18 protein-coding genes and 1 tRNA gene are annotated in these 16,031 nt (G+C 59.3%); 6 read left to right on the top strand and 13 right to left on the bottom strand.

Going from position 1 to position 16,031, the window contains the following annotated elements:
• Position 1: 1 nt before the first annotated feature.
• The 4 genes from obgE to rplU all read right to left on the bottom strand — a co-directional run bounded on the left by obgE (position 2) and on the right by rplU (position 2,651).
• Positions 2-1,036, bottom strand: coding sequence for a GTPase ObgE (gene obgE / locus ACZ5FP_RS01365; RefSeq protein WP_464661682.1), 1,035 nt, complete (start codon positions 1,034-1,036; stop codon positions 2-4).
• 95 nt (positions 1,037-1,131) lie between these two features.
• Positions 1,132-1,755 carry a GNAT family N-acetyltransferase gene (locus tag ACZ5FP_RS01370; protein ID WP_464661683.1) on the bottom strand — a complete coding sequence of 208 codons (624 nt, stop codon included), beginning with the start codon at positions 1,753-1,755 and terminating at the stop codon, positions 1,132-1,134.
• Between the two features lie 119 nt (positions 1,756-1,874).
• Complete coding sequence (gene rpmA, locus ACZ5FP_RS01375; RefSeq protein WP_223613753.1) at positions 1,875-2,147, bottom strand: 50S ribosomal protein L27; 273 nt, start codon at positions 2,145-2,147, stop codon at positions 1,875-1,877.
• A gap of 24 nt (positions 2,148-2,171) precedes the next feature.
• On the bottom strand, positions 2,172-2,651 hold the full coding sequence (gene rplU, locus ACZ5FP_RS01380) for a 50S ribosomal protein L21 (protein ID WP_223613754.1): 480 nt from the start codon (positions 2,649-2,651) through the stop codon (positions 2,172-2,174).
• Positions 2,652-3,003: 352 nt separating this feature from the next.
• On the opposite strand from rplU, the gene ACZ5FP_RS01385 reads away from it, so the two are divergent.
• Positions 3,004-3,093, top strand: a tRNA-Ser gene (locus ACZ5FP_RS01385).
• A gap of 86 nt (positions 3,094-3,179) precedes the next feature.
• On the opposite strand, the gene ACZ5FP_RS01390 is transcribed toward ACZ5FP_RS01385, so the two are convergent.
• The 4 genes from ACZ5FP_RS01390 to ACZ5FP_RS01405 form a co-directional block, all read right to left on the bottom strand.
• Positions 3,180-3,971 (bottom strand): head GIN domain-containing protein, encoded by a 792-nt coding sequence (locus ACZ5FP_RS01390; protein WP_464661684.1) that lies wholly within the window; start codon positions 3,969-3,971, stop codon positions 3,180-3,182.
• 88 nt (positions 3,972-4,059) lie between these two features.
• Positions 4,060-4,212 carry a hypothetical protein gene (locus ACZ5FP_RS01395; RefSeq protein ID WP_346307708.1) on the bottom strand — a complete coding sequence of 51 codons (153 nt, stop codon included), beginning with the start codon at positions 4,210-4,212 and terminating at the stop codon, positions 4,060-4,062.
• A gap of 3 nt (positions 4,213-4,215) precedes the next feature.
• Positions 4,216-4,590, bottom strand: coding sequence for a hypothetical protein (locus ACZ5FP_RS01400; protein WP_464661685.1), 375 nt, complete (start codon positions 4,588-4,590; stop codon positions 4,216-4,218).
• 87 nt (positions 4,591-4,677) lie between these two features.
• The gene (locus ACZ5FP_RS01405; protein ID WP_288192943.1) at positions 4,678-5,664 is read right to left on the bottom strand and encodes an MlaD family protein; all 987 of its coding nucleotides are present in this window, start codon (positions 5,662-5,664) and stop codon (positions 4,678-4,680) included.
• A 276-nt stretch (positions 5,665-5,940) separates the two neighbouring features.
• Here ACZ5FP_RS01405 and ACZ5FP_RS01410 point away from each other — a divergent pair, with 276 nt between their 5' ends.
• Positions 5,941-6,387 carry a hypothetical protein gene (locus tag ACZ5FP_RS01410; RefSeq protein WP_464661688.1) on the top strand — a complete coding sequence of 149 codons (447 nt, stop codon included), beginning with the start codon at positions 5,941-5,943 and terminating at the stop codon, positions 6,385-6,387.
• 34 nt (positions 6,388-6,421) lie between these two features.
• Here the strand turns inward: ACZ5FP_RS01410 and ACZ5FP_RS01415 are convergent, their stop codons facing one another.
• The gene (locus tag ACZ5FP_RS01415) at positions 6,422-7,102 is read right to left on the bottom strand and encodes a superoxide dismutase (RefSeq protein ID WP_464661689.1); all 681 of its coding nucleotides are present in this window, start codon (positions 7,100-7,102) and stop codon (positions 6,422-6,424) included.
• A 329-nt stretch (positions 7,103-7,431) separates the two neighbouring features.
• Between ACZ5FP_RS01415 and ACZ5FP_RS01420 the strand changes: the two genes are divergently transcribed.
• The 3 genes from ACZ5FP_RS01420 to ACZ5FP_RS01430 all read left to right on the top strand — a co-directional run bounded on the left by ACZ5FP_RS01420 (position 7,432) and on the right by ACZ5FP_RS01430 (position 11,454).
• Positions 7,432-8,745 carry an MFS transporter gene (locus ACZ5FP_RS01420; RefSeq protein WP_223613761.1) on the top strand — a complete coding sequence of 438 codons (1,314 nt, stop codon included), beginning with the start codon at positions 7,432-7,434 and terminating at the stop codon, positions 8,743-8,745.
• 80 nt (positions 8,746-8,825) lie between these two features.
• On the top strand, positions 8,826-10,076 hold the full coding sequence (locus ACZ5FP_RS01425) for an aminopeptidase (protein ID WP_464661691.1): 1,251 nt from the start codon (positions 8,826-8,828) through the stop codon (positions 10,074-10,076).
• An 88-nt stretch (positions 10,077-10,164) separates the two neighbouring features.
• Complete coding sequence (locus tag ACZ5FP_RS01430) at positions 10,165-11,454, top strand: MFS transporter (RefSeq protein ID WP_464661692.1); 1,290 nt, start codon at positions 10,165-10,167, stop codon at positions 11,452-11,454.
• Positions 11,455-11,489: 35 nt separating this feature from the next.
• Here the strand turns inward: ACZ5FP_RS01430 and ACZ5FP_RS01435 are convergent, their stop codons facing one another.
• The 4 genes from ACZ5FP_RS01435 to ACZ5FP_RS01450 all read right to left on the bottom strand — a co-directional run bounded on the left by ACZ5FP_RS01435 (position 11,490) and on the right by ACZ5FP_RS01450 (position 15,477).
• Entirely contained in the window at positions 11,490-12,281 is a 792-nt protein-coding gene (locus ACZ5FP_RS01435) for an ABC transporter permease (protein WP_464661694.1), read from the bottom strand.
• Entirely contained in the window at positions 12,278-13,108 is an 831-nt protein-coding gene (locus tag ACZ5FP_RS01440; RefSeq protein ID WP_464663134.1) for an ABC transporter ATP-binding protein, read from the bottom strand. The genes ACZ5FP_RS01435 and ACZ5FP_RS01440 overlap by 4 nt, the downstream gene beginning before the upstream one ends.
• Positions 13,109-13,142: 34 nt before the next feature.
• Positions 13,143-14,162 (bottom strand): ABC transporter substrate-binding protein, encoded by a 1,020-nt coding sequence (locus ACZ5FP_RS01445; RefSeq protein WP_464661696.1) that lies wholly within the window; start codon positions 14,160-14,162, stop codon positions 13,143-13,145.
• Positions 14,163-14,373: 211 nt separating this feature from the next.
• Complete coding sequence (locus ACZ5FP_RS01450) at positions 14,374-15,477, bottom strand: saccharopine dehydrogenase family protein (protein WP_223613767.1); 1,104 nt, start codon at positions 15,475-15,477, stop codon at positions 14,374-14,376.
• 122 nt (positions 15,478-15,599) lie between these two features.
• On the opposite strand from ACZ5FP_RS01450, the gene ACZ5FP_RS01455 reads away from it, so the two are divergent.
• On the top strand, positions 15,600-16,028 hold the full coding sequence (locus ACZ5FP_RS01455; RefSeq protein ID WP_223613768.1) for an Lrp/AsnC family transcriptional regulator: 429 nt from the start codon (positions 15,600-15,602) through the stop codon (positions 16,026-16,028).
• The last annotated feature ends 3 nt before the right edge of the window (positions 16,029-16,031 follow it).

The following is a 16,031-nucleotide window of genomic DNA, read 5'->3' on the forward strand; positions in this document are numbered from 1 at the left end:
CTCAATATTTGAAGCGGGTATCGACCTCTGCCGGGGCCTCTGACTGGCGCGATTCAAGGATGATCGCAGACAGGGCCCGCAGCACCTGCTCGACACCCTCGCGGCTGACCGAAGACAGCAGCATCGGCTCGCGACCCGCGGCCTTTTTCAGCGCAGTCACTTTCTTCTTGCGCGCCGCGGCATCCAGCGTGTCGATCTGGCTCAGCGCCACGATCTCCAGCTTGTCGGCAAGCCCGTGGCCATAGGCTTCAAGCTCGGTGCGCACGGTCTTGTAGGCCTCGGCCACATTCTCTTCCTGCGCCGAAACCAGATGCAGGAGAACCCGTGTGCGCTCGACATGCCCAAGGAACCGGTCACCGATACCGACGCCCTCATGCGCGCCTTCGATCAATCCCGGAATATCGGCAATGACGAACTCGCGCGCATCGACGCGGGCAACGCCCAGATTCGGATGCAGGGTGGTGAAGGGATAATCGGCGATTTTCGGCTTGGCTGCCGTCACGCTGGCAAGAAATGTCGACTTGCCGGCATTCGGCTTGCCGAGAAGACCGGCATCGGCGATCAGTTTCAGCCGCAGCCACAGATTGCGCTCTTCGCCTTCGAGTCCCGGATTGGCGCGGCGCGGCGCCTGATTGGTCGATGTCTTGAAGTGCAGATTGCCGAAGCCGCCATTGCCGCCCTTGGCAAGACGGTAGCGCTGGCCCACAGCGGTAAAATCGAAGATCAGGGTTTCATTGTCGTCTTCGAAGATCTGCGTTCCCACGGGAACCTTCAGCACCACGTCGGCACCCTTGCCGCCCGTCATGTTGCGGCCCATGCCGTGCATGCCGGTCTTGGCCTTGAAATGCTGCTGGTAGCGATAGTCGATCAGCGTGTTGAGACCGTCCACGGCCTCGGCCCAGACGTCACCGCCGCGCCCGCCGTCGCCGCCATCGGGACCGCCGAATTCCAGAAATTTTTCACGGCGGAACGATACCGAGCCGGCACCACCATCGCCGGAGCGGATATAGACTTTCGCCTGATCGAGAAATTTCATGGAAGTTCAGTCCTTTTTGATGTCCCGAGCCATTACAGGAAAATACGCGGGAAGAAAACTGGCCGTCGCAAGAGATCGCGGCGGCCAATTGTAATTTATGCGTTCCAGCTGCGAAGCCCGATCCATGTCCGGCGATCCAGCATATAGCGTTCGACGGGCACATTGCCTGCAGCGAGTGAGTCCATCATGCCGGTATTGGCATACTGGAACCCGCTCTTGTAGAGCACGCGCCGCGAACCGATGTTGGAGACCCGGCACGACGCATGCAGCTTTTCCACCTGCGTGGCGCGGAACACGAGATCCACCAGCGCATGCGCGGTTTCCGTGGCATAGCCCTTGCCCCAGTAAGGTTCGCCCAGCCAATAGCCGATCTCCAGCTCATCCCGGCGAGGCTCGCTCATCCGCAAGTCCTTGCTGCGGCGGTAATTGATGCCGCAGCAGCCGATGAAGGTGCCGGATTGCGCAAGGGTAATCGCGTAGACGCATTTGCCGATCTCGCCCGCATTGGCGCGGCGCACGAAGTCCACCGCATGATCCTGCGTGTAGGGATGGGGCATGCGGGAAAGCATTTCCGCCACACGGAGATTGTCGGCGAGACGGGCAATTGCGTCAACGTCCTCGGTGTGCGGCGCGCGCAGGACCAGGCGTTCGGTCACGAGGACCGGACAGTCTATCAGATCCAGCCTGTCTTCATCGTCTTCCAGTAATTCGGCAACCATTTTGCTATCCTCCAGATGCGAAAAGGGAGATGGGTGAAACCCCATCTCCCCTTTGATCTCTTGGCTTGGATGCCAGTCACCGGGTCCGATGGGGACGCCGGTGCTTCAAGCAGGACCAGCTATTCTGCTGCTTCGGCGATCGGGTTCACGATCGACACGAAACTACGGCCGTTGGCTTTGGTACGGAAAGATACAACACCGGCTTCAAGTGCGAAGAGTGTATGATCCTTGCCAATGCCAACATTGACGCCCGCATGCCATTTGGTGCCGCGTTGACGAACGAGGATGTTGCCGGCAAGCACGCGCTCGCCGCCAAACTTCTTCACGCCAAGACGCTTTGATTCGGAATCACGACCGTTGCGCGACGAACCACCAGCTTTTTTGTGTGCCATGGGATTGCTCCTTTAAACCTGTTCTTACTCGCCCGAAGCGGGCTTTTCGGCCTTGGCAGCAGCCTTCTTCGGCGCAGCTTTGGCTTTCGGGGCGGCTTTCGTCTCGGTTGCTTCCGCAGCGGCAGCTTCCACCTTCGGAGCAGGCTTCTTGTTGACCGGCTTGTCAGCGGCAGTCTTCGAAGGCTTGGCACCACCCGTCAGGATCTCGGCGATCCGGATCGTCGTCAGTTCCTGACGATGACCGCGTGTACGCTTGGAGTTCTGGCGGCGACGCTTCTTGAAAGCGATGACCTTGCGTGCCCGGCCCTGCTCGACGACTTCGGCTGTGACCAGCGCGCCGCCAACGGTCGGAGCACCGATCGTAGCGTCTGCACCGACGCCAACCATCAGAACTTCGGCAAATTCAACGATATCACCGGCATTGCCGGCAACTTTCTCGACCTTCAGAAGGTCATTGGCGGCAACGCGATACTGCTTACCACCGGTCTTGATGACTGCGAACATTTTATGCCCTTTCGGCGTTCGGTTCGGTTTTTTGCCGTTTGAAGGGCGCTAACCGTCTTTTTGTCAGTCGTGACATATTAATCGAAAGATGCCTGCAACCCCTAGGGATCCGGGCATCCGGACTCAAAAACAAACGGCGCGGAGAATCCCCCACGCCAGTCGTCGGGCGCTTATAAGGTGAGGATTATGCGAGAGTCAAGAAATTTAACGCAAAATTGCTCTTGTATCCTTGCGCTTTGCCCGCTATCTAGCGCGTCGCACGCTCAAGCCAAGTCCTTCGGGACATCGCGGCACCGGCAGGGAGAACATCCCGGCTTTATCAGGCGCCTGTCCACGACAGGCGCTTTTACGCGGAGAGGTGGCTGAGTGGTTGAAAGCACCGCACTCGAAATGCGGCATGGGGGCAACTCCATCGGGGGTTCAAATCCCTCCCTCTCCGCCATTACTTTCCTGAAGACGCGTCTCCAGACTTAAGCCCGGTCCGCTTCGCCGGACAGTTCAACCACATCCACGCAAACAGCGAAATGCCTACCTCTCCCCGAGCGGCGTGACGCGCATCGAACCATGGCCGCGCTGTTCGACCGCCGGCTGGCCGTAATACTCCACCCTGCCGCTGCCGTTCACCGAAATATCCAGCGTGTTCTTTGCCTGGACCAAGGCGCTGCCGCTTCCCGAAATATCCACCTTCGTGGCATCGGTGGCCAGGTCGCCATTGTTATAGGCGCCCGAGCCATCCAGATCGAGTTCCTGCGTCTGCGCCTTGCCGCCAAGGCTGATCTGCCCCGATCCGGTGATCGCGGCAGCGACATCGCCGGCCGCTATGTTGTCCAGCTTTACGCTGCCCGAGCCGGTCACCCGGGGCAGAATCTGCTCAGCGCTCAGCGCGTCGAATTGGATGTCGCCGGAGCCGGACAAATCGATCTTCACCGTGCTGCCTTTGAACGCGCCGGCGCGGATGCTGCCGGAACCGGACAATGTGACCCGGCTGAGGTCCTTGACCGTAATGTCATATGCTACCGTTTTCGACGGCACGATTTCAATCCTGCCCCGGGTGCCAAGCACGAGATCGCCGCCGCGAACACCGATGTCCAACAGAGGGAGGATATTGTCGTCCGTCGTGACGACGAGACTCTCGCCGTCGCCCTGCTTCATCTGGATATTGCCGATACCTTCCAGCGTAATCCCATCGAATGTCTCGATATCGATCGTCTTGGCAATGACATGTCCCGAACCGGCGATCTGCTCTTTCTTGAGAATCTCGAAGGAAACCAGAGCAATGAAAAACAAAACAATCAGAAACATGCCAGACATGCGAGCCATTACGAAGCCTCCATAGGCGCGGCAATATACATCGCACGGATTACGGCAACATGTCCGCAACGCGTCAAGACCGTTTGAAATGTGGGAGCTAACCCGTCGCCCGGAACAGCCCGACAATGCCGCCCAGCAGAGACATCGCCGGATAGAACAAAACCGAACTCACACCGGCAGCGAACACAAGCACCAGAACAAACAATACCGGTGACAGGGAGGCAGATTGCGGGGGTTCCGGCTCAGCCATGCATCATCCCCTGGTTTTGCGCGCCTCGAATTCGACCCTGACTTTCTCCGCCAGTTTCAGCAGCGTATCCTTGCACGACTTGCGGTCCATATCCGTTGGCTGCCTCGGTGACGCGATCAGGCCTTTCAGCCAACCGCGAACGGTCCGGTCAGCCTCCTCAGGTGAGCGGCCAAGCGCCTTGAGGATCGTCTCGCTGCTTTCAATGGCGGAGTAGTGCGGCTCGCGGCCAAGCGCATTCTGGCACTGATAGGATGTGGTCACCAGTTGTTTGACATCCGCCACAAGCGCGGCTTCGCCGCTCCTGCCGCCGGATGGCGTTGTGCAGCCCGCAAGTGCCGCAATCAAAAGTCCCGTTCCGATCACATTGAACCGCATCATATCCCCCATACAGGGTTGCAACGCTATCCATCGAATGCCGGTGTGTCGAGCACTACCTTGAACGCCCATGCGGCGGCGATCCCGGATTCAGCGCCGCCCGTTATACTCCGGAACCTTGCTGTCTCCACCGAACAGAACGTCCCGCGGATTGCTGTCAAAGTTCGAAATCGCCCGTTCGATTGACTCGACCGAGCGCCGGCTGTCGGAAATGAACTTTTGCGCGTTGCGCAGCTTTTCACCGGTATAGGTTCCCAGTGTTTTCAGGATTGGCGCCAGCCGGGCCTGCAGGCTGTCAGCCGTATCGCGATAGGATTGCAGCTGCTCGCGGATATTGGCGACCGTGCTGCCCTTGTCTTCGGAAAGTTCCTTGTCCAGCTTCGTCAGCGCATCGTCGACTTTGACAGACGCCTGGTTGATCCGCGACATGGTTTCACGCGCATCCTGTATCACCGCCTGCACATCCTGCGCCCGCTGTCCGTAACGGTTGATCATATCCGTGCTGTCGGCAAGCTGCTGGGTAAACGCCTTGGCTTCGTGCGCCCGGTCGAGCGCCGGCCCTTTCATCTCGTCCAGATAGTTTTCGGTGGCATCCATGGCACGATCCACGCGCTGCAGCACATCCTGCACCGTCTGGACAAGGGTTTTCAGGGATGACGGGTCGATATCGATACGCGCGACCGTATCTTCCTTTTCCGCTTCTTCAAGGAGCTTCGGTTCATAACTCTTGCCGCCCTTCAGCTCGATATAGGCTTGCCCGGTCAACAGGACGAAAGCCAGCTGCGCCTGGGTCGACCGCGTGATTGGCGTGGTTGCATCGATCTGCGTCTGGGCGATCACCACATCGGGATTGCTGGCATCGACGAAAAGCCGGGTCACGTCGCCGACCTTCAGACCGTTGAACAGAACCTGGCTTTTCACGGCCAGTCCCGTAACTGAGCCCGGAATGCGGATCTCAAGCATTGCCGTGGGCCGCGTGTCGCCCAAACGCTCGATCCAGTAGACGAAACCAAGGGCCAGCGCGCTCACCAGCAGGGTGAAAATACTGACCACAAGATAATTGGCCTTGGTTTCCATTTACAATTCCATTCATTCAGGCCGACAGATTTGCAACCTTATCGTGCAATATCCCTAACCCTGCGCGTCAAAGAACGCCACCACGTTCTTATGGTTCCGTCACAGGCGTTACGGCGAGGCCCAATGCCATAACGGCTCACGTTACGTAACGCACGCAATCGTAACGATTGTTATCCACAGTCTGTGTGTTACGTGACCATAATGTTGCCCGTTAGGGCACGCACCCCTATCAAGTTCATGCAAGTGATTCGCGTTCGTTACGGCACAGACATACCCATGGCACTATCCAACGCAGAGAGACAGAAACGGCACCGGGAGCGGCAAAAGCAGAAGCTCGCCGCGGCTGCACCGGGCCTGGCAGCTCAATACGAGAACGTCGGCGCGGACCTGCGCGAAAAGCTCTACAGCCTGATCAATGCCGAGAACATGCGCCGCGACCGGCTCCGCCGCACCGCTGGAGCTGCGCCGGAGCCAACCGATTTCAGCCGGGTCATTCTCGATATCGCCCTGGACGAAGACCATTCCGGCCTTGCCGGCAAGGCGCGCATGATCCTGCTTGGCGCCCTGTGCATGGGCGAAAGTTCGGAAAAGGAAATCCGCGAGGCGCGCCTGGAGAAGGATGCGGCGCTGGCGCAGGAAGCGGCCGATGACGAAGAGGATGATGAACCGCAAGGACACATCAGCCCGCTCGAACACTATATCCGCGTCCCGAATTTCGGCTAGGCTATTTTCCGAGCCATCGCGGCAAAGAACCGGATCAGGCGTCAAACCGGTCGGAAACGAACTGCCAGTTAACCAGCTTGTCGAGAACCGCTGCCACATGCTCGGCACGGCGGTTTTCATAGTCGAGATAATAGGCATGCTCCCAGACGTCGATGCCAAGCACGGCCTTCCCGCCTTCAGCCAGCGGATCGCCAGCGTCTTTCATGCCTGCAACGGCAAGCTTGTCGCCATCCCTGACCAGCCAGACCCAGCCTGTCCCGAAGACATTGTCTGATTCGGCAACGATCTTCTTCTTCAGGCCATCAAGCCCGCCAAAGCCGCTTTCTGCCGCCGTTGCAAAGGCACCCCTGGCGGGCGCGGACCCGCCCTGGAATTGCTGCCAGTACAGGTTATGGTTCCATGCCTGCGCCGCATTGTTGAAGACCGGCGCATTGCCTTCCTTCTTCGCCCGCACCACCACCTCTTCGAGCGAAAGATCGGCATAGGGCGTCTTTTCCACCAGGGTGTTCAGCTTCTTGAAATAGCCCGCATGGTGCTTGCCATAATGCAGGCCGACCGTGCGCGCGGAGATGACAGGCGCTAGGGCGTCTTCAGCATAGGGCAGTTCCGGCTGCTTGAAAGGGGCGGCCGCACGCGCCTGGATGTTTGGAGCAAAGAGCGTTGTGGCTGCCACGGCGCCCGAGAGGACGAGCATATCGCGTCTGTTGAGATCCATCTTCTTCTCCTGAGGACTGTTGCCGGCAAAATGACAGGGGGTATTCGAGTGCAACGTGTCTTGTCTCGCGTCCTTCCCAATGTGAAAAACGGCACCGGCCAGAGGGAGTTCCCGGATCATGGCAATTTTCTGATCTTTGCGATCACGCTTTGGTGCAGTTGCGCGTCAGCGGATCGCGTCAAAATCGGCCGGGCAGATAAGGATTTGAATTCTGGCGGGGGCTGCCCTAAGACTTGGAGGCAGGGAGTCCCTGTTTCACACCGAAGAAACGCCATGCCGGAAATCAGCGCCGCGCAGACGGTCAGCCACAATCAAAGGTAGGAATTTTCATGAGCGATATTGCCGAAACCGCACCCATTGCCGTTGCACCCGACGTTAAAACCCGACTGAAATCCATCATCGGCGGCTCAGCGGGTAATCTTGTCGAATGGTATGACTGGTATGTCTATGCCGCTTTCACGCTTTATTTCGCCCCCGTCTTTTTCCCTTCCGGCAACCAGACCGCCGAGCTTCTGAGCGCCGCAGCGGTCTTCGCCGTCGGCTTCCTGATGCGTCCGATCGGTGCCTGGGTCATGGGCATCTATGCCGACCGCAAGGGCCGCAAGGCTGGCCTCACCCTATCCGTGACGCTGATGTGCCTGGGCTCGCTGCTGATTGCCATCACGCCGGGTTACGAATCGATCGGTCTTCTGGCTCCAACCCTTCTGGTCCTGGCACGCCTGCTGCAGGGCCTGAGCGTCGGCGGCGAATATGGCGCCAGCGCAACCTATCTCAGCGAAATGGCCGGCAAGAACCGCCGCGGTTTCTATTCAAGCTTCCAGTACGTGACGCTGATTTCCGGACAGCTCGTTGCCCTTGTGGTTCTGCTTATCCTGCAGCGCATCCTGACACCGGAACAGCTTGGAGCGTGGGGCTGGCGCATTCCTTTCGCCATTGGCGGCTTCCTGGCCATCGCGGTTTTCTACATTCGTCGCGGCCTTGCCGAAACCCAGTCCTTTCACAACGCCAAGAACGATGACAAGCCGAAATCCAGCGGTTTTGCCCTGTTCCGGCACTATCCGAAAGAAGCGTTCACCGTTCTGGCACTGACATCGGGCGGTACGCTCGCCTTCTATGCCTACACCACGTACCTGCAGAAATTCCTCGTCAACACCTCCGGTTTCAGCAAGGAATCCTCCACCGAGATCACCGCGCTTGCCCTGCTGATCTTCATGCTGTGCCAGCCGATTGCCGGGGCTCTTTCGGACAAGATCGGCCGCAAGCCGCTGATGGTCGGCTTCGGCATTCTCGGCGTTCTCTTCACCTATCCGATCTTCTCGACTTTGGCGGTCACAACCAACCCCTATACCGCTTTTGCCCTGTCGCTGGTCGGTCTGTTGATCGTGACGGGCTATACATCCATCAACGCTGTCGTGAAGGCTGAGCTTTTCCCTGCGCATATCCGGGCGCTTGGCGTTGCGCTGCCCTATGCGCTTGCCAACACGCTCTTTGGCGGCACTGCCGAATGGGTGGCGTTGAAATTCAAGGAGAAGGGTCACGAAACCTGGTTCTTCTGGTATGTCACCATCATGATCGGCCTGTCCCTGATCGTCTATATCAAGATGCGCGACAGCCGCGACCACAGCCTGATCCACGAGGATTGATCAGACAGGCGGGGAAGCAGACTGTTGCGCGACCCCGCCTTATCTCCCGTTTTCCATTCCGCCGTCACTCTGGAACCGCCATGACCACATCCGCAAAGACCACCTCCATCGATTCCGCAAAGCTCGACCGTCTGGCCGAAGTTGCCGTCAAAATCGGCCTGCAACTGCAAGCGGGGCAAGACCTCTTGATCACCGCGCCGCTGGCTGCCCTGCCGCTGGTGCGCCGCATCACCGAGCACGCCTACAAGGCGGGCGCCGGTCTGGTCACCTCCTTCTATGCGGACGAAGAAGCGACGCTGATGCGCTATCGCCACGCGCCGGCGGAGAGTTTCGACCACGCCGCCACGTGGCTCTTCGAGGGAATGGCCAAGGCCTTTTCATCGAACACAGCGCGGCTTGCCATAGCCGGTGACAATCCGATGCTGCTCTCGGCGGAAGACCCGGAAAAGGTCGCCCGCGCCAACCGGGCAACCTCCAAGGCCTATCAGCCGGCACTGGAGAAAATTGCCGGTTTCGACGTCAACTGGAACATCGTTTCGTATCCGAATCCATCCTGGGCGAAGCAGGTTTTCCCGGATCTTTCCGAGGACGCAGCGGTTGCCAAATTGGCCGACGCCATCTTTGCCGCGTCGCGCGTTGACATTGATGATCCCGTCACCGCATGGCGGGAGCACAATGCCGTGCTTGCCAAGCGCCGCGAATGGCTGAATGGCCTCAACTTCGCCTCCCTGCACTTCAAGGGCCCGGGTACCGATCTGGTTGTCGGTCTTGCCGACGAGCACCGGTGGCAGGGCGGTGCCTCGACCGCCAAGAATGGCATCACCTGCAACCCGAACATCCCGACGGAAGAGGTTTTCACCACGCCGCATGCCCTGCGCGTGGATGGCCGAGTTTCCAGCACGAAGCCTCTGTCCCATCAGGGCACGCTGATCGAGGATATCTCGGTGCGTTTTGAAGGCGGCAGGATCGTCGAGGCCAAGGCTTCGCGCGGCGAAGAGGTGTTCAACAAAGTGCTGAACACCGATGACGGGGCGCGACGTCTCGGCGAAGTGGCGCTCGTGCCGCATTCCTCGCCGATCTCTGCTTCCGGCCTTCTGTTCTTCAATACCCTGTTTGATGAAAATGCCGCGAGCCATATCGCGCTCGGCCAGTGCTATTCCAAGTGCTTCGTCAACGGCGACACGCTTTCACCCGAAGAGGTTGCTGCACGCGGCGGCAACAAGAGCCTCATTCACATCGACTGGATGATCGGATCGGGCGAGATCGATGTGGATGGCGTCAATGCGGACGGCAGCACAGTCCCCGTCATGCGCCGGGGAGAATGGGCCTGAAAAACACCTGAAACGCATGCGTTGATGGTTACAAAATGAGCCAGTAGAACGCCTCCCGGGGTCAACCATGCCATTGGGAGGAAAATTCATGGCTCAGGACGGATTCGGAAAACGCGCGCGGCTGCTTTTTGCCAGCGCGGTGGGCACCATCATCGAATGGTATGACTTCTTTGTTTTCGCCACCTGCGCGGTGCTGGTTTTCGACAAGGCGTTTTTTCCGACCGCCGACCCGGCAATCGGCATTCTGCTCGGCCTGAGCACCTTTGCCATTGGTTTTATTGCCCGCCCGCTCGGCGGCATCATTTTCGGCGTGCTGGGCGACCGCATCGGCCGCAAGAATGCACTTGTGGTCAGCCTTGCCATGATGGGCGGTTCAACCTTTGCCATGGGTCTGTTGCCGACCTATGCCTCGGTTGGCGTTCTGGCACCCGCCTTGCTGGTGCTGCTGCGCATTTTCCAGGGGATTGCCGTGGGCGGTGAAGCCACCGGAGCGCTGCTCATCGTCGCCGAATCCATGCCGGGCAAACAGCGCGGCTTCTGGACCAGTTTCCCGATGATCGGCGGCCCCGCCGCAAACGTGCTGGCTGCAGCCACGATCAGCTTCCTGACCCTGCGCTTCGGCGAGCAGGCCTTTGTCGACTGGGCATGGCGCCTGCCGTTCCTGTTCTCGATCGTTCTGGTTGTCCTTGGTTTCTGGATGCGCCGCAAGGTGGAGGAATCCCCTGCCTTTATCGAACTGGTCGAGAAGCGCAAATCCGTACCGGCCGCCCCCTTGTCGGAAGCCTTCAAGCATTTCAGCAAGCCCATGGGCCAGGTGTTTCTGGTCAAAACAGCCGAAAACACCCTGTTCTATCTGTTCACGACCTTCTTTCTCGTTCTCACCGTCCAGTTCCTTGGATTGGCGCGGTCCGTCGGCGTGGGCGCCCTGTTCTGGGGCTCGATCCTTGAAGTCATCGTCATCATGGCCGCAGCCTACGCCTCGGATCGTTTTGGCCGCAAGCCATTGATGCTGCTGGGACTGGTTGGCGGCCTTGCTGCGGGTGCCTATCTGTTCAGCCTGCCGCACGGGGCCGATCCGCGTCTGGTCCTGCAGGCAACCCTGCTCACCCTGACATTCCACGGCATAATCGTCGGCAGCATGGCCCCGTTCTTCACGGAGCTGTTTCCGACCCATGTACGCTATTCCGCCATGTCGATCAGCTATCAGGTCGCTTCGGTGGTCGGTGGCTCTGTTGCACCGCTGATTGCAACGCTGCTCCTCAACGCAACCGGCACGCCGCATGCGGTCATCATCTACGCGGCGGTCATGGTCATACCGGGCATTGTCTGCGTGCTTCTGTCGAAGGAAACGCGCGGAGCGGATCTGACGGCTATCTGAGCAAAGACCGTCACCGGAATGCCGGTGGCGGTCTCTTATCTGTTGGTAATGACCGAGGTTTTGGGCCGCCAGACGAGCAGCCTGTTTTCGACCAGCGTCACCAGCCAGTCCACCAGTATGACAAAGCCCATCAGCACGAACATCCCCGCGAAAACGCCGGTGACATCGAACACGCTTTCGGCCTCGTGTATGAGGTAGCCGAGACCGGCAGCGGATCCCAGATACTCTCCTACCACCGCACCGACCACGGCAAAACCCACGGATGTGTGCAGCGACGAGAACATCCATGAAAGGGCCGACGGCATGTAGACATGCCGCAGCAGTTGGCGCTCGTTCATTCCAAGCATACGGGCGTTGGAAAGAACCGCGGGGCTGACTTCCTTGACGCCCTGATAGACATTGAAGAAGACGATGAAGAACACCAGCGTCACGCCCAGCGCCACCTTGGACCAGATGCCGAGCCCCAGCCACAACGCAAAGATCGGCGCGAGCACGACGCGCGGCAGGGCATTGGCCGCCTTGACATAGGGATCGAACACGGCAGCGAGCAAGGGCTTGCGGGCAAACCAGAACCCGATGATGACCCCGCCGAGCGAACCGATGATGAAGGCAAGCGCCGCCTCGGTCAGCGTGATGCCGAGGTGGTACCAGATCGATCCTTCCATGAACCACTGGATCATGCGCTTGCCGACGGCGAGAGGTTCGGCAAAGAAAAAGCTGATGGTTTTCGGGTTGCCGATGAGGGTTGTCGTCGAGGCGATGTGCCAGAACACCAAGGTGACAACCGCCACAAGCACCTGCAGGCTGATCAGTGTAAGCCTGTTCATGGCCGGACCTCTTCCGTCTGCCGATACCCCTTCAGAACTTCCTCTTTCAAGGCATTCCAGATTTCCCGATGCACCTCGTGGAATTGCGGCTCGGACTTGATGTCGGCCATGTTGCGCGGCCGCGCCAGCGGGATCGTGTAATTGCCGATGATACGGGATGAGGGTCCCGCCGACATGATGATCACCCGATCGGCAAGACCGATGGCCTCATCAAGGTCGTGGGTGACGAACATCACCGCCTTGCGGTCCGCCGACCACAGATCAAGCAGGAGGTCACCCATGATCAGCCGTGTCTGGGCATCGAGCGGCCCGAACGGCTCATCCATGAGCAATATCTTGGGATGACGGATCAGCACCTGCGCCAGCCCGACGCGCTTGCGCTGGCCGCCCGACAGCATGTGCGGATAGCGGTCGGCGAAAGATCCCAGACCAACCTTGCCGAGCCAGACCCGTGCCTGCTCCAGGGCGTCGCGGCGCGGCGTGCCCGCCACCTCCAGCCCGATGGCCACGTTGTCAATCGCGGTCTTCCAGGGCATCAGTGAATCCTGCTGGAAAAGATAGCCTGCATGTTTGTTCAAGCCCGACAGCGGCCTGGCAAACGTGCGGACCTGCCCCTGCGCCGGCTTGAGAAGACCCGCCGTGGCATTGAGCAGTGTCGATTTTCCGCAGCCGGTGGGACCGACAATCGCCACAAACTCCCGGTCGCTGACCACGAGGTTCGTCTCACCGACAGCCTCATAGGTGCCGCCGCCCTGCAAGGGAAACGCAATATGGATGCCGTTGAGCTCAACGGCATTGACATCTTGGGCCTCATTCAGGTCCCGCATGGTCTTCCGTGCAATGATCATTGGCCCTTATGCCTCACCCCTTGATGAAACGGTCATCATAGGTCGCGGCAAGGTCAATCGTCGCATTGGCGAATTCGGGGTCGAGGATTTTCAGCGTATTGAGAACCGACTGCATGCCCTCCATGGGAAGAACCCCGTCCAGCGAGTAGGTCGGCAGCGAATTGGCAATGGCTTTGAGATAAAGCGGCTTGTCACCCAGCTGGTATTCGGCGGGAACGCTGTCGGCGATCTCTTCCGGCGTAGCGCCGTGCAGCCATTTCAGCGTCTTGACGAAAACACCCACCAGCGCCTTCGAGGTGTTGGGGTTCGCGTCGGCGAAGTCCTTTTTCACATAGAGAACCGCCGCCGGATTGGAGCCGCCGAACAGGGCGCGCGTGCCTTCCTCCGTACGCGTATCGATGAGGATTTTGATATCGCCGTCCGCTTCAAGCTTGGCAATGACGGGATCCAGATGCGCAATCACATCCACCTGGCCCTGCTTGATCGCAGCGACAGCGCTGGCACCACCACCAATGCCGATCAGCGGCGCATCGTTGGCCTTCAAGCCCGCCTTTACCATGGCATACTGGATAGTCAGGGCCGTCGACGAACCGGGGGCGGTGACACCAAGCTTCAGGCCGGCAAAGTCGGCGGGAGACTTGACCTTGTCGGCCAGTTCCTTGCGCACGGCAATAACGATGGCCGGGAAACGCCCGAGCTCGCACAGTGCACGAACATCCTGTCCCTTCGCCTGCATGCGGATCGTGTGCTCGTAAGCACCGGTCACCACATCGACGGAGCCGCCCACCAGCGCCTGCAGGGATTTTGCCCCGCCGCCGAAATCGTTGATCGTCACATCAAGACCGGCATCCTTGAAAAAGCCGCGGCGCTCGGCAATGGTCAGCGGGAGATAATAGAGGAGCGGCTTTCCGCCGACACCCAGCGTCAGGCTGGTCTTTTCCAGCGCCCCGCCTGTCTGTGCCATCAGTCCCGTGTTCGATGCAGCCAGCATGGACAGGGCCGCTGCACCCACAAGAAATTCACGCCGTTCCATTGTCTTCCTCCCGGCATCACCTCCCGTTCAGCAAGACATAGAAACGCCCTGGTGAGCCGCGTGATGTTTACTGTTTTCACATGTTTTCAAAACGCTACCACCCGGATTCCGGAAGCGCAAGGCAAGGAAATGGACGAAACACCGCAACAAAAAACGCGCCGGATGCGGGATCCGGCGCGTTGTTTTAAAGGTTAGCCGACAAGCGGAACGATCAGGCGACGAGGCGCCCTGCCGTTTCGGTCTGGGCATAGGCCTTGCCGAAACGGTTGGCGAGGAAGGCATCAAGCGCGATATCCTCCTGCTTGAGGAAGCCCTGCTGCGGCAGGTCGCCATTGGCCAGCATGTCGAGAACGGCGCAGATGGCCGATGCCGTGGTGATCTGGATACCGCTGTAGAGCACGTTGCCGATATGGCCGCTATAGACCTTGTTGGCATAGGTTTCCTGCAAGAGACGGCCCTTCTTGCGGCCGCTGACCGTGACGAAAATCACCACGACGTCCTGCATGGTCGAAGGCAGGGCGTTTTCCAGGATGTCCTTGAACACGTCGCGGCGGTCACGCAGGCCAAGATCGTTGAGCAGGGCCTTCATGATGGCGGCATGCCCGGGATAACGGATCGTGCGGTAGTTCAGCGTACGGACCTTGCCGAGCAGCGTTTCGCACAGGGTGCCAAGACCGCCCGACGTGTTGAAAGCCTCGTAGGTTACGCCGTCGAGCGAGAATTCCTCGCGCTCTTCCAGCGGCGGCACTTCGGTCAGCTCACCGTCGACGATGGCTTCGCAAGGCTCGCAATATTCGTTGATGACGCCGTCCGTGCTCCAGGTCAGGTTGTAGTTGAGCGCATTCGACGGGTACTGCGGCAGTGCACCGACGCGCATGCGCACGCTTTCCAGCGTATCGAAGCGCTTGGCCAGATCATTGGCGACAATCGAGATGAAGCCCGGGGCCAGACCGCACTGGGGAATGAAGGCTGTCTTTGCCGTCGCCGAAAGCTGCTTGACGATGCGGGTGCTGGCAACATCCTCGGTCAGGTCGAGATAATGCACGTCCGACGACGCAGCGGCTTGCGCAATCCGCGTGGTCAGGTGGAAGGGAGCGGCGCTGAGCACGGCGAATTTGCCGGCGAGAACCTTTTCAAGCGCGCCCTCTTCCGCAATCTCGATGCAACGGGTAACGACAAGCGGGGAAACGTCCAGGGCATCAAGCTGTGCCTGGGCCCGGTCGACGACCGTTACACGGTAGTCTCCGGTGTTTGCGAGCAGGTTGGCGATTGTTCCGCCGATTTTGCCTGCACCGACGATGACGATCTCTTTCATGTGATTCCCCTCAGGATTTCAGAACTTTCATTATTTTCTCACCCTTGTTCGTCGAAATGAAGTGTGTAAACTGACGATATAATACCCTATTTTTTGGCAATACGCCGTATGAGTTTGACATTATGCTGACAGATGCCGACCACGCCCTGCTTTCCCTGCTGCGCGAGAACGCCCGCGCCTCGACCGCCGACCTTGCCCGCAAGCTCGGCGTGTCGCGCACCACCGTACAAAGCCGCATCGAACGGCTGGAAAAGCGCGGCATGATTCGCGGTTACAGCGTGCTGCTTTCCCCCGAATATGAGCGGGATCTGGTCAAGGCGCATGTGCTGGTCACGGCCCTGCCGAAATTTGCCAAGCGGGTTGAAGCGGCATTGCGCGAGATTGCCTGGGTGCGGACCCTGCATTCGGTCAGCGGACAGTACGATATGATCGTCATCCTGGAAGCACCCTCCATCAGCGAGCTCGATACATTGCTGGATCGGATCGGCGCGTTGGAAGGCGTGGAACGCACCATTTCGTCCATCATCCTTTCCACGCGCATCGACCGCTGAGTC

It is taken from the genome of Phyllobacterium sp. T2-21 (assembly GCF_055378485.1).